This window comes from Bradyrhizobium sp. GW821-FHT13H05, assembly GCF_058804065.1.
The window spans coordinates 245,782-269,549 of record NZ_JBXAPO010000003.1; the positions used below are offsets into that span (position 1 = coordinate 245,782).

Here is a 23,768-nt window from a genome sequence, read left to right on the forward strand (position 1 = left end):
GTGGACCTTTCGCCTCTCCCCGCTTGCGGGGAGAGGCCGACGCGCAAAGCGCGGCGGGTGAGGGGGAGCCTCCGCATGCGAGGTGCAAATGAGTCCAAGACGGAACGCGCCAGAAGCCTGCGGGCGGCTTCGACAGACGCGGAGGGAGTGCTCTGGTATCGCCTGCGCGCCCGAAGGCTGAATGGCTATAAGTTCATTCGACAAGAACCGATCGGACCGTACACCGTAGACTTCATTTGCCGTGAAGCCCGCTTGATCATTGAGGTGGACGGCGGGCAGCATGCGGACAGCTCGCACGACGCCGTGCGCGATAGGTGGCTGACCGATCGCAACTATCGGATCCTGCGCTTCTGGAATAACGACGTATCGCGCAACTTGGCTGGCGTCCTCGAAACGATTGTCACCGCCCTCGCGGAGGCTCCCCCTCACCCGGATCGCTGACGCGCTCCGGCCTCTCCCCGCAAGCGGGGAGAGGCGAAGAGCAGCACCGTTCGCGACAGCAGGCCGCATCACTCCGCAGCCTCCGCCATATGCCCATGTCCGCCGAGATCCACCACGCGCAGCGTCGTGCGCACCCTCTGCGTGGTGCCGTCCTGGAAGCGGATCATTGTGTCGACGGGGATGTCGGCATCGCCGCGGTAGATGGCGTCGATGATCCCAGCGTATTTCTCGTTGATGACGCTGCGGCGCACTTTTCGCGTGCGGGTGAGCTCGCCGTCGTCGGCGTCGAGCTCCTTGTAGAGCAGCAGGAAGCGCGAGATGCGCTGGGCCGGCGGCAGCGTGGCGTTGACGGTCTCGACTTCCTTCTTGAGCAGCGCATAGACCTCGGGGCGTGAAGCGAGGTCGCTGTAGGTGGTGAAGGAGAGGCGGTTCTTTTCCGCCCATTTCGAGATGATGGAGTAGCGGATGCAGATCATCGCGGCGAGCGCGTCGCGGCCGGCGCCCAGCACCACAGCTTCGGCGATATAGGGCGAGAACTTCAGCTTGTTCTCGATGAACTGCGGCGAGAAGCGCTCGCCGCGCGAGGTCTCGGCGAGATCCTTGATGCGGTCGATGACGACGAGCTGGCGGTTGGCGTTGAAATAGCCGGCGTCGCCCGACAGCATCCAGCCGTCCTTGATGTCGGCAACGCTCGCTTCGGGGTTCTTGTAATAGCCGAGGAACATGTTGGGATGCCGCACCACGATCTCGCCGACGCCGTGGACGTCGGCATTGTCGATGCGGATCTCGACGCTGTCGGCCATCGGCACGCCTGTCGTATCAGGGTCGACCTTGCCTTCGGGATGCAGTGTGTAGGCCCCCAGCAGCTCGGTCTGGCCGTAGAGCGTGCGCAGCGGCACGCCCATGGCCTGGAAGAATTTGAAGGTATCGGGCCCTAGCGCCGCACCGCCGGTCGCGGCCGAGCGCAGGCGGGTGAAGCCGAGCCGGTCGCGCAGCGCGCGGAACAGGATCGCATCGGCAAAGCCCGAACGCTTGCCATCCGCGAGCGCGGCGAGACCCGTCTTCATGCCGACATCGAACAGGCGCTGCTTGAAGGGCGTGGCGTCCATCACCTTGGCGCGGACGTCGGCGGCGATCGATTCCCAGACGCGCGGCGCAAAGAGCACGAATGTCGGCGCGATCTCGCGTAGATCGTTCATCATCGTCTCGGGCTCTTCGACGAAGTTGATCTTCATCCGGCAGAGCAGGCCTTTGCCGAGCACATAGACCTGCTCCATGATCCAGGGCAGCGGCAGCACCGAAACGTATTCGTCGTCGGGGCCCTTCGGATCGAAGGCGAGATAGGTCGCGCAATGTCCGAGCACGCGGCCGGCGGCGAGCATTGCCAGCTTCGGATGCGAGGTGGTACCCGACGTGGTGCAGAGGATCGCGACATCCTCGCCCTTGGTCGCGTCGACGAGGCGATCGTACAGCTCCGGCTCGCGCGCGGCGCGGGCGCGGCCGAGTTCGGCGAATGTTTCCGCCGACATCAGCCTGGGATCGTCATATTTCCGCATGCCGCGCGGGTCGGAATAGATGATGTGCTTCAGCCGCGGCACGCGCTCGGCGAGCGCCAGCAGCTTGTCGACCTGTTCCTCGTCCTCCGCGAAGACGAGCCGCGCCTCGCCATAGGTGAGGAGATAGGCCGCTTCCTCGTCGAGCACGTCGCGATAAAGCCCGAGGCTCAATCCACTGATCGCATGCGTCGCCACTTCGGCCGCGACCCAGTCCGGCCGGTTGTCGCCGATGATGCCGATGACGTCCTCGCGTCCCAGGCCCAATTCGATGAGGCCGAGTGCAAAGTCGCGCACGCGATTGTTGTAGTCATTCCATGTGAAGATGCGCCACAACCCGAGATCCTTTTCGCGCAAGGCGATCTCGCTGCCGTGCTCCCTGGCGTTGAGCCGGAGCATCTTCGGATAGGTGTCGGCCTGCGCAACGCGGCCTGCGTAATCCATCATGCCGCGCTCTCCTGCGCCGGCGGGGCATCATCAGGGTCGACCAGCACCTCGTCCTCTTCGCCGAGATAGGCGCGCCTGACGTGGGGATCGGCGAGGACCGCGGCCGGATCGCCCTCGGCGATCTTGCGGCCGAAATCCAGCACCATGACGCGGTGGGAGATGTCCATCACCACGCCCATGTCGTGCTCGATCATCACCACCGTCATCCCGAACTCCTCGTTCAGGTCGACGACGTAGCGGGCCATGTCCTCCTTCTCCTCGAAGTTCATGCCGGCCATCGGCTCGTCGAGGAGGATCAGGCGCGGTTCCAGCGCCATCGCGCGCGCGAGTTCCACGCGCTTGCGCAGGCCGTAGGAGAGCGTGCCGGCGGGGGCTTTTCGCACCGACTGGAGGTCGAGGAAGTCGATGATCTCCTCGACCTTGCGGCGGTGCGCGAGCTCTTCCTTGCGCGCGCCGGTGAGCCAGTACAGCGAGCCCGTGAGGAAATTGTTCTTTAGGAGGTGATGGCGGCCGACCATGATGTTGTCGAGCACGCTCATGTGGTGGAACAGCGCCAGATTCTGGAAGGTGCGGCCGATGCCGAGCGAGGCGCGGGCGTTCGGCGTCAGGCCGGTGATGTCACGCTCGCCATAGAACAGCTGGCCTTCGGTCGGCTTGTAGCGGCCGGAAATACAATTCACGATCGAGGTCTTGCCGGCGCCGTTCGGGCCGATGATCGAGAACAGCTCGCCCTCCCGGATGGCGAAGCTGACATCGGTCAGCGCACGGACGCCGCCGAATCGCAAGGACACGCCGCGCACTTCGAGACTGGTAGCCACCAAACGAATCCCTCCCGGTGATGGCGCATTCAGCGGCGCTCTTCGTCCGTACGTCGCGGGCAATCCTAGTACGGCCGTACCGGCGAGGCCATGCAGCAGATGGTCTCGACCGGAGCCGCACCGCTCTCGTTCCCGTTTGGGATCAAAAAGCCGCATCGCCCGAGGTGGCCCTCAATAAGGGAAAGCGCTATTGAGAAATGTCTCCCGGCTGACAATTCTGCGACAAAGTTTTTGGGGCGGCCGCGGCCTCCAATCTTTCGTTGGATAGCGGTCGGCATGGTCATGTTGCAGTGCAGCAGAAGAGTGGAGTGATCAGAACGGTGCGGCTGGCTTCGGGATCATGATTTCAGAGGATCAACTGAAGCGCGTCGCCGCCTGGTCGCGCGAGCTCACGCAAGCTGAGATCGAGGTCGCCCGTGCCGGCATCACGGAACGGTCTTACGGCACCGGCGAGACCGTGTTCATGCGCGGCGACACGTTCGACTATTGGGCCGGCATGGTCTTTGGCCTTGCCCGGATGGGCGGGGTCTCGCGCGACGGCAAGGAGACGAGCCTTGCCGGGTTGACGGCAGGGGCCTGGTTCGGCGAGGGCAGTGTGCTCAAGAACGAGCCGCGCCGCTACGACGTGGTCGCGCTGCGCAACAGCCGCGTCGCGCTGATGGATCGCACTGCCTTCATGTGGCTGTTCGAGAACAGCGTCGGCTTCAACCGCTTTCTGGTGCGCCAGCTCAACGAGCGGCTCGGCCAGTTCATCGGCATGCTCGAGGTCAACCGCACGCTCGATGCCACCGCACGCCTCGCCCGCGGCATCGCCTCGCTGTTCAACCCGATCCTCTATCCGGAATCGACCGCTCATCTGGAGATCACCCAGGAGGAGATCGGGGCGCTTTCCGGCATGTCGCGCCAGAACGCCAACCGCGCGCTGAACCGGCTGGAGAAGGAGGGGCTGCTGCGGCTCGAATATGGTGGCGTCACCATTCTTGATGTCGAGCGGCTGCGCGGGTACGGGGATTAGCGCGCATTGGCAGGCGCGTGCAGCGGCCAGAGGTCGGCGCGCCAGCGGATTGCGATCGCCAGCATCGCGATGAAGCCCGCGGCGGCATAGAGCGAGCCCGTCGCGGAATAGCCGATGATGTCGATCAGGCTGCCGGCCGCGAGCAATCCGAGCGGCAGGCCGTAGATCACCATCATGCGGACGCCCATCACGCGGCCGCGCAGATGCGCGCTGGCGGTGCGCATCAGGATCACGGCGGCCGAGATCATCGACATGCTCTGGGCGATGCCGGCGAGCACGAGGCAGGCCATTGCCACCGGCATCGTCCTGATCTCGACGAAGGCCAGCAGCATCGCGTACCAGGCCAGCGTCGCGCCGATCAGAAGCCGGGCAATGCGCAATCCGCCGACCAGGCTGAGCGTGATCGAGCCGATCAGCGAGCCGACGGCAAAACTCGCCGAGAGATAGCCGAGGCCGGTCTGGTCGGTGTGAAAGATTTCGCGCGCGATGTAGGGCAGCAATCCTCCGGTGAAGGGAAAGGCGGTGAGATTGGCCAGGAAGGCGACGCACAGCGCGGCGCCCATGCCCGGACCTTTCCAGGCGTAGACGATCCCTTCTTTCAGCTCGTCCAGGAATTTTGAAACGGCACGGCTGTTCGCCGGCAGATCAGTCGTGACGACGGACCTGTGCGGCCGGGTCAGGCAAGACATGAGAATTGCGGCCACGAAATAAAGGCTCGCGACCGCCGCATAGACGAGTCCAATGCCAAGCACGGCAAACAGTCCGGCGCCCGTCAGCGCTCCGGCAATGCGCGCGCTGTCCTGGGTCGTGCGTGACAGGCCGATTGCGCCGACCAACTGCTCGGCCGGCATGATGTCTGCGAGCAATGCGCTGCGAAGGCCGAGATCGGAGGAGCGGATCAGGCCCATGATCGTCACGATGATCATGACGTTGAACGGCGCCAGACGGCCGGTCAGCGCCAGCACCATGATGGTCGAGGCGAGCACCGTATAGGTAAGGCGCAGCATGACAAGGAGATCGCGATGACCGATGCGGTCACCGATCATCCCGAGCGCCGGTGCAACCAGCGTTCCGACATATTGCAGCGAGGCGAGAATGGTCAGCAGCAGCACCGAGCCGGTCTCGACCAGGATGTACCAGCCCAGCACCAGCGTCTCGATCTCGAACGCCCAGGAGGTGAGCAGGTCGGACGGCCACTGGAAGCGGTAGTTGCGGATGCGGAATGGTGCGAGTGCGGAAGGTCGCAGGCCTGTGCTCACGACGCGATGACGGGTGTCACGGCGATTCCCTTGCCCTTGTTGTTTCTTGTTTCTGTTCGGCAACGTAGCGCTGGCGATGTTCATGTCAATCGGAACTGCCGCAGGCCGCCCGCGCGTCCGGCTCCTAGCTAGCCCATCGTCGCGCTCGCACGCGTTTACAAAAGAGTATCGAAGGGAAACGTCCCGTTACAATGGGCGTGCTTACAATGAACATCGTGCAAGGTGCGTCGCGCCGAGAGCGGAAGGGAGTTCGGGAGGTATGTTGGAACAGATCTCGCGTCGCGGTATTTTCGCGCTCATTGGAGCGGCGGCAGCTCTCGTTGTGAATGAGGCTCGGGTCGAGGCCCAGCCGTTTCCTCCGCCTCCGCCTCCGCCCGGACCGCCGCCACCTCCACCGCCTCCCGGTTTTCGGCCTCCGCCACCGCCGCCACCTCGTCGTCGCCGATGGCGTCGCCCACCGCCGCCTCCACCTTTCCCGCCGCCTCCTCTTCGATAAGAGGCAGGTCGCATCAGCGGGCTGTGGCCGGCTTCCGCTCGGCGAGCGCGGCGGCCATCGCCGAGATCAACGGACGCATGAAATAGGCTTCATCGGCCGGCGAGACGTCAGTGCGCAGGCCGTGCGCGGCGAGCTCGCCCGAGACCGCAGGTCCCACCGAGGCGATCAGCGTGCGCTCGAAGCCTGTGCGCAGCTTCGCTTCGCTGCCATGCGCCTTGGCGGCTTCGATCAGGCGGCGGACCTGGCCGAGATTGGTCAGCGCGATGGAATCGATTCGTCCTTCCGCCATGTCGTCGATGGCGGCGACGATGTTGGAATCTGCTGCCTTGGAATCGTAGATGTAAGGCAGCACGGTATCGACCTCGGCGCCTTGCGCGGCGAGCGCGCCGGTCAGCGTGTTGTGGTCCTTGTCGGGATAGAGCTGGAGGCCGAGGCGGCGTCCCTTCAGGTCGAGCTTGCCCAGCATCTCGATCACGCCCTCGGTGGTCGGCTGCTCCGTGGTCTGCTGCGCCTCGAGCGAGATCTCCCGCAGCGCCTTGCCGGGCTTCGGCCCGCGGGTGAACTTTCGCGATCTGGCGAGGGAAGCGACCAAGGCCTGGTCGAGCCCACGGGTTCGCGCGAGCTTCATGATCCGCCGCAGGCCTTCGCCGGTCATCAGCACGAGATCGTCAAACGGCCTGCCGATGGCGCGGCGAATCCAGGCCTCGACCGGGGCGGGGTCTGGTGCATCCTCGATGGTGAACATCGGGCATTGCACGACCTCGGCGCCTTGCTCGGCCAGAAGCTTGGAAAACTGTGCCTCTTCGCGCGTTTCCAGGATCAGGATGCGGGTGCCGTTCAAGCGGTCGGCCATGGGGATGCTCCGGTCGGTCAAAATTGCAATGGACCATTCATCCTGGCTCCGCGGTTGGGATTGGCGCAAGGGCGGCGTCGGTGATAGAGCAGGGGTCAAATTGCGGGTTGTTCCGCGCACTGCTGCACAAACTTGATCCTGAGCCAATTCTTCAAAAGCCATGCCCGATCATCAATATGTCCTGACCCTGTCCTGTCCGGATCGCCCCGGCATCGTTTCGGCGGTGTCGACCTTCCTGGCGAATTCCGGACAGAACATCCTCGACGCCCAGCAGTTCGACGATGTCGAGACCAAGAAATTCTTCATGCGCGTGGTGTTCACCGCGGCTGATCTCGCCGTGGAGCTTTCAGCGCTCCAGACCGGCTTTGCCGCGATCGCCGAGCGTTTCGGCATGGCGTGGCAGATGCGCGATCGCGCCGCGCATCGCAAGGTGATGCTGCTGGTGTCGAAGTCCGACCATTGCCTGGTCGACATCCTCTACCGCTGGCGCACCGGGGAGCTGGCGATGGTTCCGACCGCGATCGTCTCCAACCATCCGCGCGAGGTCTATGCCGGGCTCGATTTCGGCGGCATCCCGTTCCACCATCTGCCTGTGACCAAGGAGACCAAGCGCGAGCAGGAGGCGCAGATCCTCGATCTCGTCGCCAGGACCGGGACCGATCTCGTCGTGCTCGCCCGCTACATGCAGATCCTGTCGGATGATCTCTCGGCCCAATTGTCGGGGCGCTGCATCAACATCCACCACTCGTTCCTGCCGGGCTTCAAGGGCGCAAAGCCCTACCACCAGGCCCATGAGCGCGGCGTCAAGCTGATCGGCGCCACCGCACATTACGTGACGCGCGACCTCGACGAGGGGCCGATCGTCGACCAGGACGTCGAACGCATCAGCCATCGCGACACGCCGGAAGATCTCGTCCGCAAGGGCCGCGACATCGAGCGCCGTGTGCTCGCCCGCGCGATCCGCTACCATCTGGACGACCGTGTCATCCTCAATGGCCGCAAGACCGTGGTGTTCATGGATTGAGTGACGCCCGTATTGTCGGTCTCGCTGGAAATACCCGCCGCAGATGAACATCAAGCTGATCGTCGAGTCCGGAAATGATTTCGCCGACAACGACAATCACGGCGACCGCGCGATCTTTGGTTGCACCGTGGCGCGGCTTCGCGAGGTATGGCCGGACTGCGAGATTCGCTGGATCACGGCGGAGGCGAACCTGGAGCGGGCACGGGGCGCCGGGGTTACGCCGATTTCCGCGAGCGAGCTTGCCTGTGACGCTGCCAGGACCGCGCTCCTGCGGGATTGCGATCTCGTGCTGGCGACGGGCGGCGGCTATTTCACCGACAGTTTTGCGTCGCACGCCTATAGGGTGCTGGACACGCTCGAAGCCGGTTTGCGGCTCGGCAAGCCAGCGGCGATTCTGAGTTGCGGCTTCGAGCCGACCAGCGACCGGCTCCTCACTGCGAAGATGCTGGCGGTCCTGCCGAAGCTCGGCCTGATCGTGTGCCGCGAGCCGCTTCAGAGTCCCGACGTGCTCCGCTCGGTCGGCGTTTCGGTTGACCGGCTCTGCATCGCCGGCGACGAAGCCGTTGCCTTCGCGTTCGACAGGCGCCCCGCGGCGCTCGGCGGCGGGCTTGGTATCAATCTGCGACGTGCCGATTATGCCGGTGTCGGCCTCGGCACCATCGCCGACCTCCGCGGCACGTTGCATGGCACGATCGCGGCGCTGGACGCGCCGATCGTTTCCGTTCCCATTTCGGCATTCGGTCCCTCTGACGTCGACGCCATCGACAGCGTGGTCGCCGATTTCGTCGACCGGGTCGATGATCGGCGCGGGCTCGGAACACCCGAGGACATCGTGGCGCGTGCCGGCGATTGCCGCCTGGTCATCACCGGCAGCTATCACGCGGCAGTGTTTGCATTGTCGCAAGGCGTGTCGGTGGTGGCGCTCGTCGGCTCGTCACACTATCGGTCGAAGTTCCGCGGTCTGCAGGCCGGGTTTTCCGGCACCGGCATTGAGATCGTCGAGCTGGGGCGGGCGAACACCGCTGCCGCCTTGACGCAAGCCATTGCGAGCGGCTGGCGAGACGCGCCCGCCGTTCGTGCGGATCTGTTGCGCGAGGCCGAGCGACAGGTCGGGCAAGCCCAAGAGGCCTACGAAAGGCTGCGCGGCCTCCTTGCCAAAGGGCGTCCGGCGGGGTTGGCTGCTGAGCTCAACCCTGTGAGGCGTGTTGCAGAGCCGGCATCAAATATGAGACCAGCAAAAATGCCTGAGACGATGCTGTCAAATTCTCTGCCTTCGCTCTCCGCCGGGGAGATCGATACCTTCCGAACGCAAGGCTATCTCGGACCGTTCACCGCCTTCGATCCGCAGCGGATGCAGCAGGCGCGGCAGACCATTCTGGAGCGTGTATTGACCACGCCAACGCGCTATTGCCCGTTCGGCCTGCGCGTCCGCCATCTCGACAGCAGGACCGTCTACGATCTCTGCTCCTCGCCGGAAATCCTCGGTCGCATGGCGTCGTTGTATGGTCCGGATCTCGTGTTGTGGAACTCGAACCTGTTCAACAAGCCGCCGGCCACGCCCGATCGGGTCGAGGAGTATCCCTGGCATCAGGACCACTACAATTGGAACATGGAGCCGGTGCTCAACATCTCGGCCTGGCTCGCAATCGGTGAGGCCACGGAGCAGAATGGCTGCGTGCAGGTGATCCCCGGCTCGCATCGCCAGATCGTTCCGCCGGTGATGGACACCAATCCGGACCTCTCCTTGCGCTTCGGCGGCGTGGCGTCCGATCCTCGCTTCGTCGATGAGACCAAGAAAGTCTCCCTGCCGCTCCGCTCCGGCCAGTTCTTCCTGTTCAACGAGCGTCTGCTGCATCACTCCAATCCGAACCGGACCAACGAGAACCGGCTGGGTTTGGCGATCCGGGTCACCGTGCCGATCGTCAAGGTGAGCGAGCCGTTTCCCTGTGTTTTGCTGAACGGCGAGGACAGGATGGGCTTCAATCGCTATGTCGAGCCGCCGCTCGATGAGCCCGACGCGGACTGGCTGGCCGCGCTGCCACTTAATCACGCCTTCGAGTTCGATCGGCCGATCCCGGGCATGGGCTGGCATCTGCTGGAGAACGACGGGCGCAATCGCTTCGCCTGGACGGGGCTGGAGCCGGCGGCATGGCTCGACTTCCGACCCGCAGGCATCGGCGATCATGTCGTGCGCTGGGAGGTCGTGCATGCGATCTCGCAGGCGGCGGTCGACAATGCCGTGCTGCGGGTCAATGGGATTGCGCTCGAAGTCCGGCGCGGTGAGGAAGGCGGCGTGGTCGTCTTGCAGGCCCGCGTTCCGGAGGTTGTGCTGGGGCGGCGCACTGATCGGATTCGGGTTCAGCTTGACGGCGAGGCGCTGCGCCCCTGCGACGTCAATCAGGGCAGCAGCGACAAGCGCCAATTGGGGCTCGGCGTTCGCCACGTTTCGCTCACCCCGGTCGGTAGCTAGCTAGCGAACCGCGCCGGACGACGTGGCGCCCGTTGCACCCTTCTGCGCCTGCTCTTCCTTCTCGCGATCGGCCGCCGGCAGCAGCCGCTTGCGCTCGCGCTCCTTCATGTAGGCCTCGTATTGCGGTGTGCCTGGCCGTGGCGGCGCGTCCGCCGGCAAGCCGCCGGCCCATTGCGGGACGTAATCGCCCATCCCGGCCGAGAGCTTCTCGTTGACCGTGCCGCAGCCGGACAGCCCCGCGGCAAGGGCTGCGAGGATCAGAAGGGTACGGAAAGGTTTGGGCATTGTGTGGGCGCGCGCGAGTTGGACGCCAGCTTGGGCTGGCGCCGGGAGAGTAGCCTTCAACAAGGTAAAATAGACTTATTCGAGGTAGGTAATCAGCTACCGAGGTGCGGCCGGCCGAGGCCGCGCCGATGTGCGAATTCTCCAGAAGAAAGACGAAATCTTCCATCCCTGCGGTCGGCCACGCCAGTAGACTGCGACGGGCGGCTCGCGACAAATTGGCTTGGTCGGCAGAGGGGCTTTTTCGTTGACAGGTCCATTTTGTTTGTACAATCGTACAAATAAAAGCGGCCAGGATCGGGGCGTTCGGGTTACCCCGGCGTAACCGCGACGTCGCTCCCCGCGTCGGCGATCGGTACGCCCGGCTTGCGCCGAATGGTCGCCGAACGTCCGATTGACAAGCGGGGCGCCGAGGACGCCATGTGGCGCGCGATAGGGCTCGCGCGTGAGCTAAAGTGAGGCAAGGACCGGGCACTCGGTTCGCCGCACAAGAGGTCAGGAATCAAGGGGAGGGACACTCTGATGTTCGAACGCAAACAATTTTCTTGGGCCGCCGCGGTGGCCGCCGTCGCGGGCCTCGTGGCCGTCGCACCGGCCAAGGCCGAGGACAGCGTCAAGGTCGGCCTGATCCTGCCGATGACCGGCGGTCAGGCCTCGACCGGCAAGCAGATCGAGAACGCGATCAAGCTCTACATGCAGCAGAAGGGCGACACCGTCGCCGGCAAGAAGATCGAGATCATTCTCAAGGACGACGCTGCGATCCCCGACAAGACCAAGACCGCCGCGCAGGAGCTGATCGTCAACGACAAGGTCAATTTCATCGCCGGCTTCGGCGTGACGCCGGCAGCCCTTGCTGCCGCGCCGCTGGCGACGCAGGCCAAGATTCCGGAAGTCGTGATGGCGGCCGGCACCTCCATCATCACCGAGCGCTCGCCGTATATCGTGCGCACCAGCTTCACGCTGGCGCAGTCCTCCACCATCATCGCCGACTGGGCGGTGAAGAACGGCATCAAGAAGGTGGCGACGCTCACCTCCGACTACGCGCCCGGCAATGACGCGCTGAACTTCTTCAAGCAGAATTTCACCGCCGGCGGTGGCGAGGTGGTCGAAGAGGTCAAGACGCCGCTCGCCAACCCCGACTTCGCGCCGTTCCTCCAGCGCATGAAGGATGCCAAGCCCGACGCGATCTTCGTGTTCGTGCCGGCCGGCCAGGGCGGCAACTTCATGAAGCAATATGCCGAGCGTGGCCTCGACAAGGCCGGCATCAAGGTAATCGGGCCGGGCGACGTCACCGACGACGACCTGCTGAACAACATGGGCGACGCCGTGCTCGGCACGGTCACCGCGCACCTCTATTCGGCGGCGCACCCGTCGGCGATGAACAAGGACTTCGTCGCGGCCTACAAGAAGGCCTACGGCAACCGTCCGGGCTTCATGGCGGTGAGCGGCTATGACGGCATCCACCTGATCTACGAGGCGTTGAAGAAGACGGGTGGCGACACCAATGGCGACAAGCTGATCGAGGCCATGAAGGGCCAGAAGTGGGAGAGCCCGCGCGGCCCGATCTCGATCGACCCCGAGACGCGTGACATCGTGCAGAACATCTACATCCGCAAGGTCGAGAAGGTCGACGGCGAGCTCTACAACGTCGAGTTCGCGACCTTCGAAGCCGTCAAGGATCTTGGCAAGACGAAAAAATAGGGACGTGTTGTTTGCGTAGCGCGCCACGAACTCGCTGCACCTCTCCCGCTTGCGGGAGAGGTCGGCGCAAAGCGTCGGGTGAGGGCTCTCTTCTCATTGGGAGTCCCTCTGCGGAGACACCCTCACCCCAACCCTCTCCCGCAAGCGGGAGAGGGAGTGCAGCACGGCCCTTCGCCACACTTGAGATGACCTTCGACCCGCGATGACCTCAATCCTCACCAACCTGTTCGATGGCGTAGCCTACGGCATGCTGCTGTTCGTGCTCGCCTGCGGGCTCGCGGTCACGCTCGGCCTGATGAACTTCGTCAACCTCGCCCATGGCGCTTTCGCCATGGCTGGCGGCTATGTCTGCATGGTGCTGGTCAACCGGATGGGCTGGCCGTTCTTCGCCGCGCTGCCGCTCGCCTTTGTTTCGGCTGCCGCGATCGGCATTTTGCTCGAGCGCACGCTCTACCGCCATCTCTATACGCGCAGCCATCTCGACCAGGTGCTGTTCACGATCGGCCTGACGTTCATGTCGGTCGCTGCCGTCGATTACATCCAGGGCTCCTCGCGCGTCTTCATCAATTTGCCGGCCGCGCTGCAGGGCCAGTTCGACCTGTTCGGCGTCGGCATCGGCCGCTACCGGCTGATGATCATTGTGATCTGCGGCCTGCTCACCGTCGCACTTCAGATGGTGCTGGCCAAGACGCGCTTCGGCAGCCGGCTGCGCGCTGCGGTCGATGATCCCCGTGCCGCGAGCGGCCTCGGCATCAACGTGCCGCAGGTGTTCGCTTTCACCTTCGCATTCGGTTGCGGGCTTGCCGGCCTCGGTGGCGCGCTCAGCGCCGAGATCCTCGGTCTCGATCCGTATTTCCCGCTGAAATTCATGATCTACTTTTTGATCGTGGTCACCGTCGGCGGCTCGTCCTCGATCACCGGCCCGTTCCTGGCTTCGCTTCTGCTCGGCATCGGCGACGTCGCCGGCAAGTATTATGTGCCGAAGATGGGCCCCTTCGTGATCTACACCATGATGATCGTGATTCTGATCTGGCGCCCGAACGGCCTGTTCGGCCGCACGGCCGCGCGTTGAGTTTGCCGATGAGCGCTTCTTCTGACGTCGGTTATCACGCCCAGCGCCAGGCGCGCTGGCATTATGGCGAAGCCGCCTTCTGGCTGATCGTGCTGGCCTGCGGCTTTGCATTTCCCAACCGCTATCTGATCATGACCGACATTCTGCGGCTGGCGCTGTTCACGATGTCGCTCGATCTGATCCTCGGCTATGCCGGGATCGTCTCGCTGGGCCACGCCGCTTTCTTCGGCGTCGGCGCCTATGCCGCGGGGCTGCTGGCGCTGCACGGCATCGTCAACGAGCCGGTGCTGGCGCTGATCGTCGCCGGGCTCGCCGCGATGGTGCTCGGCTTTGCCACCAGCTTTCTGGTGATCCGCGGCGTCGACCTGACACGCCTGATGGTGACGCTGGGCATCGCGCTGCTGCTGGAGGCGCTCGCCGAACGCTTCTCCAACATCACCGGCGGCACCGACGGCCTTCAGGGCATCGAGATGCAGCCGATCTTCGGCGAGATCCCGTTCGACATGTTCGGCAAGGCCGGCTTCTTCTATTCGCTGGCCGTGCTGTTCGTGCTGTTCCTGTTCGCCCGCCGCGTCGTGCATTCGCCGTTCGGCCTGTCGCTGCGCGCGATCAAGAACAATCCGCTGCGCGCCGCCGCGATCGGTATTCCCGTCAACCGCCGGCTGATCGCGATCTACACCCTCGCAGCGTTCTATGCCGGCATCGCGGGGGCGCTGTTCACGCAGACCACCGCGATCGCCTCGCTCGACGTGTTCGCCTTCGAGCGTTCGGCCGATCTGATGCTGGTGCTCGTGATCGGCGGCACCGGTTATCTCTATGGCGGGCTGATCGGCGCGGTGATCTTCCGCATGCTCCAGGAATTGTTCTCCACCATCACCCCGCAATACTGGCAATTCTGGATCGGACTCGTGCTGGTCGTGATCGTGCTGGTCGGTCGCCAGCGCCTGCATCGCTGGGCGCTGTACGTGCCGAACCTGATCATCAAGCAGTTTGCGGGCCGCAAGGCGGTCGTCGCCGTGCCGGAGAGCGATGCATGACCATCGCGCTCGAAACCCAGAACCTCGAAAAGCAGTTCGGCGGCCTGCGCGTCACGCGCGATCTGTCCCTGAAGATCGAGCAGGGCGCTCGCCACGCGCTGATCGGCCCGAACGGCGCCGGCAAGACCACCGTCATCAACCAGCTCACCGGCGTGCTCAAGCCGAATAGTGGCCGCATTCTGCTCGAAGGCGAGGACATCACCGATCTGCCCGTGCACAAGCGCGTGCTGCGCGGCCTGTCGCGCACCTTCCAGATCAACCAGCTCTATCCCGACCTGACCCCGCTCGAGACCATCGGCCTTGCCGTTTCCGAACGCCTCGGCCATGGCGGTGACTGGTGGCGGAGGATGGGCACGCGCAGCGACGTCAACGGCGAGATCGCCGATCTCCTGACGCGCTTCCATCTGCTCGACGTCATGAACGAACAGACGGTGACGCTGCCTTACGGCAAGCAGCGCCTGCTCGAGATCGCGGTCGCCATCGCGGCCAAGCCGCGCGTGCTGCTGCTCGACGAGCCCGCCGCCGGCGTGCCCGAGAGCGAGCGTCACGACATTCTCGCCGTCGTCGGCAGCCTGCCGCGCGACGTCACGGTGCTGCTGATCGAGCACGACATGGATCTCGTCTTCTCCTTCGCTGACCGCATCTCGGTGCTGGTCTCAGGTGCGCTGCTGACCGAAGGTCCGCCCGAGCAGGTCGCGCGTGACCCGCAGGTGAAGGCCGTCTATCTCGGCGAGGAGGCGGTCAATGTCTGACCTGCTCGCGATCGACGCCCTGCGTGCTGGCTACGGCGAAGCCGTGGTTCTGCCGAAGATGACGCTGAATCTCGCCGAGGGTCAGGTGCTGGCGCTGCTCGGACGCAACGGCACTGGCAAGACCACGCTGATCAACTCCATCGTCGGCGTCACCCGCCGCTTCTCCGGCACGGTCGCGCTCGCCGGCACCGATGTGACCGCCTTGAGGCCCGACCAGCGGGCGCGCGCCGGCATCGGCTGGGTGCCGCAGGAGCGCAACATTTTCCGCTCGCTGACGGTCGAAGAGAACATGACTGCGGTGGCGCAGCCCGGCCCCTGGACGGTCGAGAGGGTCTACGAGATGTTTCCGCGGCTGAAGGAGCGGCGGGGCAATTTTGGCAACCAGCTCTCCGGCGGCGAGCAGCAGATGCTGGCGATTGGCCGTGCGCTGACGCTTAACCCGAAAGTCCTGCTGCTGGACGAGCCGACCGAGGGCCTGGCCCCCATCATCGTCGAGGAGCTGTTGAAGGCGATCGGGGCCATCACCCGGGCGGGCGGGATCTGCTCGATTATCGTCGAGCAGAATGCGCAAAAGATTCTGGGGCTCGCCGACCGTGTTGTGATATTGGAGCGCGGAACGATCGTCCACGACGCCCCGAGCGCCGCGCTGAAGGCCGACCCGTCGGTCCTGGAGCGCCACCTCGGCGTCGCGGGGGCGGCGGCCCACTAAAAATTCTCGGGAGTTCAAGAATGCAGCGAACCAAAGCCCCCTTCCGCGCCGACGAGGTCGGCAGCCTCCTGCGCCCCGCCAAGATCAAGGAAGCCCGCAGCCGTCTTGAGAAGGGTGAGATCTCGGCCGACGATCTGCGCAAGATCGAGGACATGGAGATCGAGAAGGTCGTGCACAAGCAGGCCTCGGTCGGGCTGAAGCTCGCGACCGACGGCGAATTCCGCCGCTCCTGGTGGCATTTCGACTTCCTCGCCAAGCTCACCGGCTGCGAGCTGTTCCACCCCGAGTCCGGCATCCAGTTCGCAGGCGTGCAGACCCGTCATGACGCTGTCCGCGTGATCGGCAAGCTCGACTTCCCCGACGACCACCCGATGCTGGACCATTTCCGCTTCCTGAAGAAGTCCGCCGACCAGGCCCACGTCACCGCCAAGATGACGATCCCGTCGCCGGCCGTGCTGCACTTCCGCGGTGGCCGCAAGGCGATCTCCAAGGACGTCTATCCCGATCTCGACGCGTTCTACGAGGATCTCGGCAGGACCTACCGCAAGGCCGTCAAGGCGTTCTACGACGCCGGCTGCCGCTATCTCCAGTTCGACGACACTGTCTGGGCCTATCTGTGCTCGCCGGACGAATTGCAGAAGGCGCGCGAGCGCGGCGACACTCCAGACGGTCTCCAGCAGATCTATGCGCGCATCATCAACTACGCGCTGGCCGAGAAGCCCGCCGATATGGTGGTGACGACGCATGTCTGCCGCGGCAATTTCCGCTCGACCTGGATTTCCTCGGGTGGTTACGAGCCCGTGGCCGAGACCATGCTCGCCGGCACCAATTATGATGGCTACTTCCTCGAATACGACAGCGACCGCGCCGGCGGCTTCGAGCCGCTGCGCTTCCTGCCCAAGGGCAACAAGGTCGTGGTGGTCGGTGTCATCACCTCGAAGTTCGGCGAGCTCGAGAAGAAGGACGACATCAAGCGCCGTCTCGAGGAAGCTTCCAAGTTTGCGCCGCTGGAGCAGCTCGCACTGTCCCCGCAATGCGGCTTCGCTTCGACGGAGGAGGGCAACATCCTCTCCGAGGAAGAGCAGTGGGCCAAGCTCGGCCTTGCGGTGGAGATCGCGAAGGAAGTTTGGGGCAACTAGGCTCCGCGGGCTCACTGTCATTCCCCGCGAAAGCGGGGAATCCAGTACGCCGCGGCTTATTGATTCAATCAGTTACGGCTCGGAGTACTGGATCGCCCGGTCAAGCCGGGCGATGACACTTGAGGGTGGAGCTACGGTGTTCCACAGTGATGAGGACACCCGCCCTCACTTCTCCGCCAGATAAACCTCGCCCAGCAGCGACGAGTTCGACCAGGGCACTTGCTTGCTCTTCGTGCTCGAGACCACCTCCGCCCGCACCCGCGTGAGCATCTGCTGCACCTCCAGCCCGGGCGTGCCGATATGGCGTGACAGGGCGGCGGAGAAAGGCGAGTTGGCGCCTTCGCCGTCGAGTGCGACCTGGCCCGGCGCGGTGGCGAACGCGATCAGCGTGCCGGCGCCCAGCGTCGCTCCGGTGCCGAGGCTCGATGGTGCGGCGAGGCCCGAGGCGCCCTCGATGCCGCGATTGGTACCGGCGGACGCGACCTGCTGCGCCATCGGATTGTTGCGGCAGGCATCGAAGATCAGGATGTTGGTGCGGACCTGGTCGTCGAGGCCGGCCATGATCGTGTCCATGTCGATCATCGCCTCCGTCATGCCCGTGCCCGGCTTGAGCTCGACGTCGACGGGAATGAGATAGTTGCGGCCGTCGACCTGCACGCCGTGACCGGCATAGTAGACCACGGCGACCTGCGCCCGCGCAGCCTCGCGCAGGAAGTCGCGCGTCATCTTCTGCATCGCCGCGCGGTCGAGATCGACGCCCTCCGACACGGTGAAGCCGATGTCGCGCAGGCTCCTGGCGACGGCGCGCGCGTCGTTCGGCGGATTGGGCAGCGCCTTCACATGCGCATAGGCGCCATTGCCGATGATCAGCGCCACGCGGATGCCGCGAACGACCGGAGCAGGCGAGGGCGCGGGTGCCGCGCCGGTCTGCTGCGGGGCAGGAGGCGTTGCCGGCTGCGTCGGAGGCGAGGGCGCATCGCGCGGAATCGGCACGGCTGCATCGGTCACCAGCGACAGTCGCACTTTCGCGGTCGCCTGGTTGGACTTGCTGCCGGCATCGGAAGCCACGATCGCGAGCGTCGCCTTGTAGTCCTCGCGTGCACGTGCGTAGTCGCCCTTCGCTTCATAGGCCAGCGCGCGATGGGTGTAGCCCGAGATCAGCACGCTGTTCGGCGGCGTCATGATGTTGACCGGCGGCTTCTCCTTGGTGAGCCGGATCGCCTCGCTTCCATCGGCGATGGCGCGGTCGAGATCGCCCCTGGCACGCCAGATTGCGGTGCGGTTGATCAGCGGCTGCGGCAGCGTCGGATCGAGCCGGATCGCCTGGTTGATGTCGGCGAGCGCCCCGTCGAGGTCGCCGAGCGCTTCCTTCGCGATGCCGCGGTTCTGGAACGAGAACGCCGATCTCGGATCCGACTTGATCGACATGTCGTAGTCGGCGATCGCCTTGGTGTAATCGCCCTTGCCGCGCCAGGCATTGCCGCGATTGTGGAAAATGATGCCGCTTGGCGGGCCAAGCTTCAGGGCATCGTCGAAATCGGTGATCGCGATGTCGTAGTCGCCCTTGTCGTAGTAGGCCGATCCCCGGAGATTGTAGGCCGCCTGGCTCGGCTGGAGCCGGATCGCTTCAGTGGTATCGGCGATGACCTTGGCGTAGTCGCCCTTCTTGTTCCAGCCCACGGCGCGCCAGAAATACACGGTCGCGAGCTGTTCGCCCTTAAACACCTTCAGCGCGATGATCCTGGTGCAGGCGTCGACCATCTGGTCGGCCGGCGTGGTCTCGGTGGTGCAGAGCGGACCGAGCTGGCTGCGCGCCTGCGCGAACGCGGAGGCTGACCACAGTGCGGCAGTAAGCAGGCAGAGCGCGACGAGCAGGCGGCGCATGGTGATCGTCCCGTCAGAGAAGAAGCGCTTGTTTGTTGCCCGGCCGCGCTGAGGGGTTCACCCCATGCACCGTCGCAGGGGCAAGAATTTGATTCCCTATTTCCCCAGTGGGCAGAATTTGTTAAGAGGCAGTCTCAAATCCTCCTGCCCACTGTCGTCCCACTGATGAAAAACGACGAAATCCTGAGCCAGATCACGGAGTTCTGCCGCAAGGCGGGCATGGCGGAATCGACGTTCGGCCGGCGCGCGGTCAACGATGGGAAGCTCGTGCATCGCCTGCGCGAGGGAAAGCGCATCACCATCGACACGCTGGACCGGATCCAGGCCTACATCGCCGCATCGACCACCGGCGGCCTGCCGCCGCCGCGGGGGCTTCAGGTGCCGCCGGAAAAGCGCGATCCGCGCAGCAATTTCCGCTTCTTCGAGAACCGGCAGAAATACCTGTTGTTCGTCCACACCTGCAGCGAGAAGCGGGTGGTTGCCGAGCGCGTTGCGCTGGAACTCACCAGCATCCATCCCCGGCCGCCGGCGCTGCGTGTGTTCGACGCCGGCGTCGGCGACGGCTCGGTGCTGGCGCGCGTCCTGCGCTCGATGCACCAACGCTTTCCTCACATGCCGTTCTACGTCGCAGGCAAGGAGCTCAGCCTGGAGGACGTCCGGCTCACGCTGGACAAGGTCCCGGACCGGCTATTCGAGCATCCGGCCTCGGTGTTCGTTTTCACCAACATGCATTACGCGGAGGCGCCTTGGCTTACGCCGAACTCACCCACGGCTGCCGCCGCCACTGTGTGGCACGATGTGCCGCTAAGGGGAGCCTCATCCGGCGATTTCGAGACGCAGATTGCGGAGCTGAAGCCGTTTCTGGAGCAGAACTGGCGCGCGGCCATCAGCCCGCGTACCGGTATGCCACTGTACGAGCGGCCGGTCGTGCTGGTGCTCTACCGCGAGGACCAGAGGTTCCTGCTGGATTCGACCATTCCGCGGCCGGGCCAGACCGAGGCCAATTTCGACCTTGTCATTGCCTCCCAGCCATACCGTGCTTTGTCCTCGGTCAATTTCCGGGCGAAGCGGATCATCGCACCTCTCGCGCGGGCGTTGCGGCCGGGTGGCCGCCTGATCGGAATTCACTCCCATGGCCAGGATCCGGGCATGGAAATGATCCAGGCGATTTGGCCTGGAGAAAATCCTTTCGCAGTGAGCCGCCATGAGCTATTGCGCGCCGTTAAGTACGAACTCGGATCGTTGGGACGCGACCTGAATTTTAATGTTTACGCGGACAACCGCTCGATCTTCAGGTATGATATGGAAGCTCTGCCCAACGAGGTAACGGGAACGATCGGAACCTCGACGGCCTTTGCAGCGTGGAATGCGGCAGTCTATGTCGCCCAGATTGAGGACGACCGGTTGGCAGATATGACTCAAAACGGCCGCACTCTGGACGCCGCCCGAGACGTGCTGCGGAAGTACAACGGGCTCTGGTTTCTCGACGAGTCCTACGTCATCTCGCGACGGCGTGACTGACATCATCCAAGGTTAAACATCGCAAACGCCCGCCGGCTTAGCGGCGGAACTAAGGGGTTACTGATGCGCGCGTCCTATCTCTTCACCAGCGAGTCCGTGTCCGAGGGCCATCCCGACAAGGTCTGTGACCGGATCTCCGATGAAATCGTCGATCTGTTCTACCGCGAAGGGCCGAAGGCCGGCATCGATCCTTGGGCTATCCGCGCCGCCTGCGAAACGCTCGCGACCACCAACAAGGTCGTGATTGCCGGCGAGACCCGCGGTCCATCGTCCGTCACCAACGAGCAGATCGAGGGCGTCGTGCGCGCCGCGATCAAGGACATCGGCTACGAGCAGGACGGCTTCCACTGGCAGAAGGCGGACATCGAGATCCTGCTGCATCCGCAGTCGGCCGACATCGCCCAGGGCGTCGATGCGCTGCAGCCGGGCGAGGTCAAGGAAGAGGGCGCGGGCGACCAGGGCATCATGTTCGGTTACGCCACCAACGAGACGCCTGATCTGATGCCGGCGCCGATCTTCTACGCCCACAAGATCCTCCGCCTGATCTCTGAAGCCCGCCACTCCGGCAAGGAGAAGGTGCTCGGCCCCGACTCCAAGAGCCAGGTCACCGTGCAGTACGAGAACGGCAAGCCGGTCGCCGTGCGCGAGATCGTGGTCTCGCACCAGCATCTGGTCGAGGACATCTCGTCCAAGCAGATCCGCGACATCGTCGAGCCCTATGTGCGCGAGGCGCTGCCGAAGGACTGGATCACGCCGAAGACCATCTGGCACATCAACCCGACCGGCAAGTTCTTCATCGGCGGTCCTGACGGCGACACCGGTCTCACCGGCCGCAAGATCATCGTCGACACCTATGGTGGCGCGGCCCCGCATGGCGGCGGCGCGTTCTCCGGCAAGGATCCGACCAAGGTCGATCGTTCAGCTGCCTACGCTGCGCGCTACGTCGCCAAGAACATCGTTGCCGCCGGTCTTGCCGATCGCTGCACGCTTCAGCTCGCTTACGCCATCGGCGTGGCGCGTCCGCTGTCGATCTACATCGACACCCACGGCACCGGTAAGGTGTCGGAGGATCAGCTCGAGAAGGCTGCCGCCAAGGCGATGGACCTCACCCCGCGCGGCATCCGCTCCCATCTCGACCTCAACCGTCCGATCTACGCGCGCACCTCGGCCTACGGCCATTTCGGCCGCACGCCGGACAACGAGGGCGGCTTCTCCTGGGAGAAGACCGACCTCGTCGAGCCGCTCAAGCGCGCGCTCTAGTGCACTTGCGTCATTCCGGGGCGCTGCGACAGCAGCGAACCCGGAATCTCGAACTTCCGGATTCCGGGTTCGCTCGTTTCACGGGCGCCCCGGAATGACGAGTCAAACAAACAGGAACCCCCAATGAACGCGAAGCCCGGCTTCACCGATTACATCGTCAAGGACATTTCGCTCGCCGATTTCGGCCGCAAGGAACTCTCGCTCGCCGAGACCGAGATGCCCGGCCTGATGGCCACCCGCGAAGAGTTCGGCCCGAAGCAGCCGCTCAAGGGCGCGCGTATCGCCGGCTCCCTGCACATGACGATCCAGACCGGCGTGCTGATCGAGACGCTGGCCGCACTCGGCGCCGACATTCGCTGGGTCTCCTGCAACATCTATTCGACGCAGGACCACGCCGCCGCGGCGATCGCGGCCGCCGGCATTCCGGTGTTCGCGGTCAAGGGCGAGACGCTGAAAGATTACTGGGACTACACTGCAAAACTGTTCGACTGGCACGGCGGCGGTCACCCGAACATGATCCTCGATGACGGCGGCGACGCCACCATGTACGTCCATCTCGGTCTGCGCGCCGAGAAGGGCGACACCGCCTTCCTCGACAAGCCCGGCTCCGAGGAAGAGGAAGTCTTCTTCGCGCTTCTGAAGAAGCAGCTCAAGGAAAAGCCGAAGGGCTATTTCGCCGCGATCGCTGAGAGCATCAAGGGCGTGTCCGAAGAGACCACCACGGGCGTGCATCGTCTCTACGACATGCAGAAGGCAGGCACGCTGCTGTGGCCGGCCATCAACGTCAACGACAGCGTCACCAAGTCGAAGTTCGACAACCTCTATGGCTGCCGTGAATCGCTGGTCGACGGCATCCGCCGCGGCACCGACGTGATGATGTCGGGCAAGGTCGCGATGGTTGCGGGCTTTGGCGACGTCGGCAAGGGCTCGGCCGCCTCGCTGCGCCAGGCCGGCTGCCGCGTGATGGTGTCGGAAGTCGATCCGATCTGCGCGCTGCAGGCCGCGATGGAAGGCTACGAGGTCGTGACCATGGAAGACGCCGCCCCGCGCGCCGACATCTTCGTCACCGCCACGGGCAACAAGGACATCATCACCATCGAACACATGCGCGCGATGAAGGATCGCGCCATCGTCTGCAACATCGGTCACTTCGACAACGAGATCCAGATCGCGGGTCTGCGTAACCTGAAGTGGACCAACATCAAGCCGCAGGTCGACGAGATCGAATTCCCCGACAAGCACCGCATCATCATGCTGTCGGAGGGCCGCCTCGTGAACCTCGGCAACGCCATGGGCCATCCGTCCTTCGTGATGTCGGCCTCCTTCACCAACCAGACGCTGGCGCAGATCGAGCTTTACGCCAACAACAAGGACGGCAAGTACAAGAAAGAAGTCTACGTGCTGCCGAAGTCGCTGGACGAGAAGGTCGCACGCCTGCATCTCGCCAAGATCGGCGTCAAGCTCACCGAGCTGCGCAAGGACCAGGCCGACTACATCGGCGTGAAGCAGGAAGGTCCGTACAAGAGCGACCACTACCGGTACTGATCTGTTGATCACTCGATCATCGACGCAAAGCCCCGGAGCGATCCGGGGCTTTTTTGTTTCGGCCCGTGTGCTTGATGCCGAAGGCAAACGCGTTGGTGATCGAGAGTTTGCTCATGGCCAGCGTGGCCAACGGAGTCTATCCCACCAAGGTCGAGTTCAATTCCGAGCCGATCCGCCTGACTTTCGATGCCTCGAAGGCGGTTTGGGGTGACAAGTACTCGCACTTCGTGGACGTCTGGGTCGTCTGTCGCTACTGGCAGCCCGTAGGGCGGATTAGCGCCAGCGTAATCCGCCATCCACGCCGCGAGCATCACCTGCGTGATGGCAGGTCACCGCTTCCTTCCTTGCCGGCGGCCAGGTCGCCACCGCAGAGAACCAGCAGCCGCCGGGAACGAAGGCGCGACGATAGTTGGGCATGTTGGGTACGATAGCGCAGGAGCCGGCGATGTCGTAGTCATGGCGGATTACGCGACGCTAATCCGCCCTACGG

General features: G+C 64.3%; 20 protein-coding genes. 13 read left to right on the forward strand and 7 right to left on the reverse strand.

Going from position 1 to position 23,768, the window contains the following annotated elements; all coding sequences use genetic code 11:
* Window positions 1-75: 75 nt before the first annotated feature.
* A complete protein-coding gene (locus tag AC1RR3_RS10030) occupies window positions 76-441 on the forward strand; it encodes an endonuclease domain-containing protein (RefSeq protein ID WP_492821918.1) in 366 nt (121 codons plus the stop codon).
* Between the two features lie 68 nt (window positions 442-509).
* On the opposite strand, the gene AC1RR3_RS10035 is transcribed toward AC1RR3_RS10030, so the two are convergent.
* Together AC1RR3_RS10035 and AC1RR3_RS10040 are read right to left on the reverse strand one after the other, a co-directional pair.
* Window positions 510-2,441 carry a long-chain fatty acid--CoA ligase gene (locus AC1RR3_RS10035; RefSeq protein WP_492821920.1) on the reverse strand — a complete coding sequence of 644 codons (1,932 nt, stop codon included), beginning with the start codon at window positions 2,439-2,441 and terminating at the stop codon, window positions 510-512.
* On the reverse strand, window positions 2,438-3,259 hold the full coding sequence (locus AC1RR3_RS10040; RefSeq protein WP_492821922.1) for an ABC transporter ATP-binding protein: 822 nt from the start codon (window positions 3,257-3,259) through the stop codon (window positions 2,438-2,440). Before AC1RR3_RS10040 ends, AC1RR3_RS10035 begins: the two co-directional genes overlap by 4 nt.
* A gap of 340 nt (window positions 3,260-3,599) precedes the next feature.
* Here AC1RR3_RS10040 and AC1RR3_RS10045 point away from each other — a divergent pair, with 340 nt between their 5' ends.
* Window positions 3,600-4,274 carry a Crp/Fnr family transcriptional regulator gene (locus tag AC1RR3_RS10045; protein WP_492821924.1) on the forward strand — a complete coding sequence of 225 codons (675 nt, stop codon included), beginning with the start codon at window positions 3,600-3,602 and terminating at the stop codon, window positions 4,272-4,274.
* Here the strand turns inward: AC1RR3_RS10045 and AC1RR3_RS10050 are convergent.
* The 3 genes from AC1RR3_RS10050 to AC1RR3_RS10060 form a co-directional block, all read right to left on the reverse strand.
* Entirely contained in the window at window positions 4,271-5,533 is a 1,263-nt protein-coding gene (locus AC1RR3_RS10050; protein ID WP_492821926.1) for an MFS transporter, read from the reverse strand. The two genes, AC1RR3_RS10045 and AC1RR3_RS10050, sit on opposite strands and share 4 nt — an antisense overlap.
* Before the next feature lie 296 nt (window positions 5,534-5,829).
* Window positions 5,830-5,991 carry a hypothetical protein gene (locus AC1RR3_RS10055; RefSeq protein ID WP_492821928.1) on the reverse strand — a complete coding sequence of 54 codons (162 nt, stop codon included), beginning with the start codon at window positions 5,989-5,991 and terminating at the stop codon, window positions 5,830-5,832.
* Window positions 5,992-6,042: 51 nt separating this feature from the next.
* On the reverse strand, window positions 6,043-6,882 hold the full coding sequence (locus AC1RR3_RS10060; RefSeq protein ID WP_492821930.1) for a uroporphyrinogen-III synthase: 840 nt from the start codon (window positions 6,880-6,882) through the stop codon (window positions 6,043-6,045).
* Between the two features lie 160 nt (window positions 6,883-7,042).
* Here AC1RR3_RS10060 and purU point away from each other — a divergent pair, with 160 nt between their 5' ends.
* Both purU and AC1RR3_RS10070 read left to right on the forward strand, forming a co-directional pair.
* Window positions 7,043-7,906, forward strand: a complete 864-nt coding sequence (purU, locus tag AC1RR3_RS10065; RefSeq protein ID WP_492821932.1) for a formyltetrahydrofolate deformylase — start codon at window positions 7,043-7,045, stop codon at window positions 7,904-7,906.
* Between the two features lie 43 nt (window positions 7,907-7,949).
* Window positions 7,950-10,376, forward strand: coding sequence for a phytanoyl-CoA dioxygenase family protein (locus AC1RR3_RS10070; protein WP_492821934.1), 2,427 nt, complete (start codon window positions 7,950-7,952; stop codon window positions 10,374-10,376).
* Here AC1RR3_RS10070 and AC1RR3_RS10075 read toward each other — a convergent pair whose 3' ends face one another.
* On the reverse strand, window positions 10,377-10,661 hold the full coding sequence (locus tag AC1RR3_RS10075) for a hypothetical protein (RefSeq protein WP_492821936.1): 285 nt from the start codon (window positions 10,659-10,661) through the stop codon (window positions 10,377-10,379).
* 519 nt (window positions 10,662-11,180) lie between these two features.
* Between AC1RR3_RS10075 and AC1RR3_RS10080 the strand changes: the two genes are divergently transcribed.
* The 6 genes from AC1RR3_RS10080 to AC1RR3_RS10105 all read left to right on the forward strand — a co-directional run bounded on the left by AC1RR3_RS10080 (window position 11,181) and on the right by AC1RR3_RS10105 (window position 17,068).
* Window positions 11,181-12,359 (forward strand): ABC transporter substrate-binding protein, encoded by a 1,179-nt coding sequence (locus AC1RR3_RS10080; protein ID WP_492821938.1) that lies wholly within the window; start codon window positions 11,181-11,183, stop codon window positions 12,357-12,359.
* A gap of 202 nt (window positions 12,360-12,561) precedes the next feature.
* Complete coding sequence (locus AC1RR3_RS10085; RefSeq protein WP_492821940.1) at window positions 12,562-13,431, forward strand: branched-chain amino acid ABC transporter permease; 870 nt, start codon at window positions 12,562-12,564, stop codon at window positions 13,429-13,431.
* 8 nt (window positions 13,432-13,439) lie between these two features.
* On the forward strand, window positions 13,440-14,468 hold the full coding sequence (locus AC1RR3_RS10090) for a branched-chain amino acid ABC transporter permease (protein ID WP_492821942.1): 1,029 nt from the start codon (window positions 13,440-13,442) through the stop codon (window positions 14,466-14,468).
* Window positions 14,465-15,220 (forward strand): ABC transporter ATP-binding protein, encoded by a 756-nt coding sequence (locus AC1RR3_RS10095; RefSeq protein ID WP_492821944.1) that lies wholly within the window; start codon window positions 14,465-14,467, stop codon window positions 15,218-15,220. Before AC1RR3_RS10090 ends, AC1RR3_RS10095 begins: the two co-directional genes overlap by 4 nt.
* Window positions 15,213-15,929, forward strand: coding sequence for an ABC transporter ATP-binding protein (locus AC1RR3_RS10100; RefSeq protein WP_492821946.1), 717 nt, complete (start codon window positions 15,213-15,215; stop codon window positions 15,927-15,929). Before AC1RR3_RS10095 ends, AC1RR3_RS10100 begins: the two co-directional genes overlap by 8 nt.
* A 20-nt stretch (window positions 15,930-15,949) precedes the next feature.
* Entirely contained in the window at window positions 15,950-17,068 is a 1,119-nt protein-coding gene (locus AC1RR3_RS10105) for a cobalamin-independent methionine synthase II family protein (protein ID WP_492821948.1), read from the forward strand.
* Window positions 17,069-17,233: 165 nt separating this feature from the next.
* Here AC1RR3_RS10105 and AC1RR3_RS10110 read toward each other — a convergent pair whose 3' ends face one another.
* Window positions 17,234-18,952, reverse strand: coding sequence for a caspase family protein (locus tag AC1RR3_RS10110; RefSeq protein ID WP_492821950.1), 1,719 nt, complete (start codon window positions 18,950-18,952; stop codon window positions 17,234-17,236).
* 165 nt (window positions 18,953-19,117) lie between these two features.
* On the opposite strand from AC1RR3_RS10110, the gene AC1RR3_RS10115 reads away from it, so the two are divergent.
* The 3 genes from AC1RR3_RS10115 (at window position 19,118) to ahcY (ending at window position 23,278) form a co-directional block, all read left to right on the forward strand.
* A complete protein-coding gene (locus AC1RR3_RS10115; RefSeq protein ID WP_492821952.1) occupies window positions 19,118-20,473 on the forward strand; it encodes a hypothetical protein in 1,356 nt (451 codons plus the stop codon).
* Between the two features lie 63 nt (window positions 20,474-20,536).
* Window positions 20,537-21,733 carry a methionine adenosyltransferase gene (gene metK / locus AC1RR3_RS10120; RefSeq protein WP_492821954.1) on the forward strand — a complete coding sequence of 399 codons (1,197 nt, stop codon included), beginning with the start codon at window positions 20,537-20,539 and terminating at the stop codon, window positions 21,731-21,733.
* A gap of 123 nt (window positions 21,734-21,856) precedes the next feature.
* Window positions 21,857-23,278 (forward strand): adenosylhomocysteinase, encoded by a 1,422-nt coding sequence (gene ahcY, locus AC1RR3_RS10125; RefSeq protein WP_492821956.1) that lies wholly within the window; start codon window positions 21,857-21,859, stop codon window positions 23,276-23,278.
* Window positions 23,279-23,768: the final 490 nt, after the last annotated feature.

Excerpts from the sequence above, each read along its gene's own strand:
- AC1RR3_RS10030 (WP_492821918.1), top strand. The coding sequence starts at position 76 with ATGCGAGGTGCAAATGAGTCCAAGACGGAACGCGCCAGAAGCCTGCGG.
- AC1RR3_RS10035 (WP_492821920.1), bottom strand. The coding sequence starts at position 2,441 with ATGATGGATTACGCAGGCCGCGTTGCGCAGGCCGACACCTATCCGAAG.
- AC1RR3_RS10045 (WP_492821924.1), top strand. The coding sequence starts at position 3,600 with ATGATTTCAGAGGATCAACTGAAGCGCGTCGCCGCCTGGTCGCGCGAG.
- AC1RR3_RS10060 (WP_492821930.1), bottom strand. The coding sequence starts at position 6,882 with ATGGCCGACCGCTTGAACGGCACCCGCATCCTGATCCTGGAAACGCGC.
- purU (WP_492821932.1), top strand. The coding sequence starts at position 7,043 with ATGCCCGATCATCAATATGTCCTGACCCTGTCCTGTCCGGATCGCCCC.
- AC1RR3_RS10070 (WP_492821934.1), top strand. The coding sequence starts at position 7,950 with ATGAACATCAAGCTGATCGTCGAGTCCGGAAATGATTTCGCCGACAAC.
- AC1RR3_RS10075 (WP_492821936.1), bottom strand. The coding sequence starts at position 10,661 with ATGCCCAAACCTTTCCGTACCCTTCTGATCCTCGCAGCCCTTGCCGCG.
- AC1RR3_RS10080 (WP_492821938.1), top strand. The coding sequence starts at position 11,181 with ATGTTCGAACGCAAACAATTTTCTTGGGCCGCCGCGGTGGCCGCCGTC.
- AC1RR3_RS10085 (WP_492821940.1), top strand. The coding sequence starts at position 12,562 with ATGACCTCAATCCTCACCAACCTGTTCGATGGCGTAGCCTACGGCATG.
- AC1RR3_RS10090 (WP_492821942.1), top strand. The coding sequence starts at position 13,440 with ATGAGCGCTTCTTCTGACGTCGGTTATCACGCCCAGCGCCAGGCGCGC.
- AC1RR3_RS10095 (WP_492821944.1), top strand. The coding sequence starts at position 14,465 with ATGACCATCGCGCTCGAAACCCAGAACCTCGAAAAGCAGTTCGGCGGC.
- AC1RR3_RS10100 (WP_492821946.1), top strand. The coding sequence starts at position 15,213 with ATGTCTGACCTGCTCGCGATCGACGCCCTGCGTGCTGGCTACGGCGAA.
- AC1RR3_RS10105 (WP_492821948.1), top strand. The coding sequence starts at position 15,950 with ATGCAGCGAACCAAAGCCCCCTTCCGCGCCGACGAGGTCGGCAGCCTC.
- AC1RR3_RS10110 (WP_492821950.1), bottom strand. The coding sequence starts at position 18,952 with ATGCGCCGCCTGCTCGTCGCGCTCTGCCTGCTTACTGCCGCACTGTGG.
- AC1RR3_RS10115 (WP_492821952.1), top strand. The coding sequence starts at position 19,118 with ATGAAAAACGACGAAATCCTGAGCCAGATCACGGAGTTCTGCCGCAAG.
- metK (WP_492821954.1), top strand. The coding sequence starts at position 20,537 with ATGCGCGCGTCCTATCTCTTCACCAGCGAGTCCGTGTCCGAGGGCCAT.
- ahcY (WP_492821956.1), top strand. The coding sequence starts at position 21,857 with ATGAACGCGAAGCCCGGCTTCACCGATTACATCGTCAAGGACATTTCG.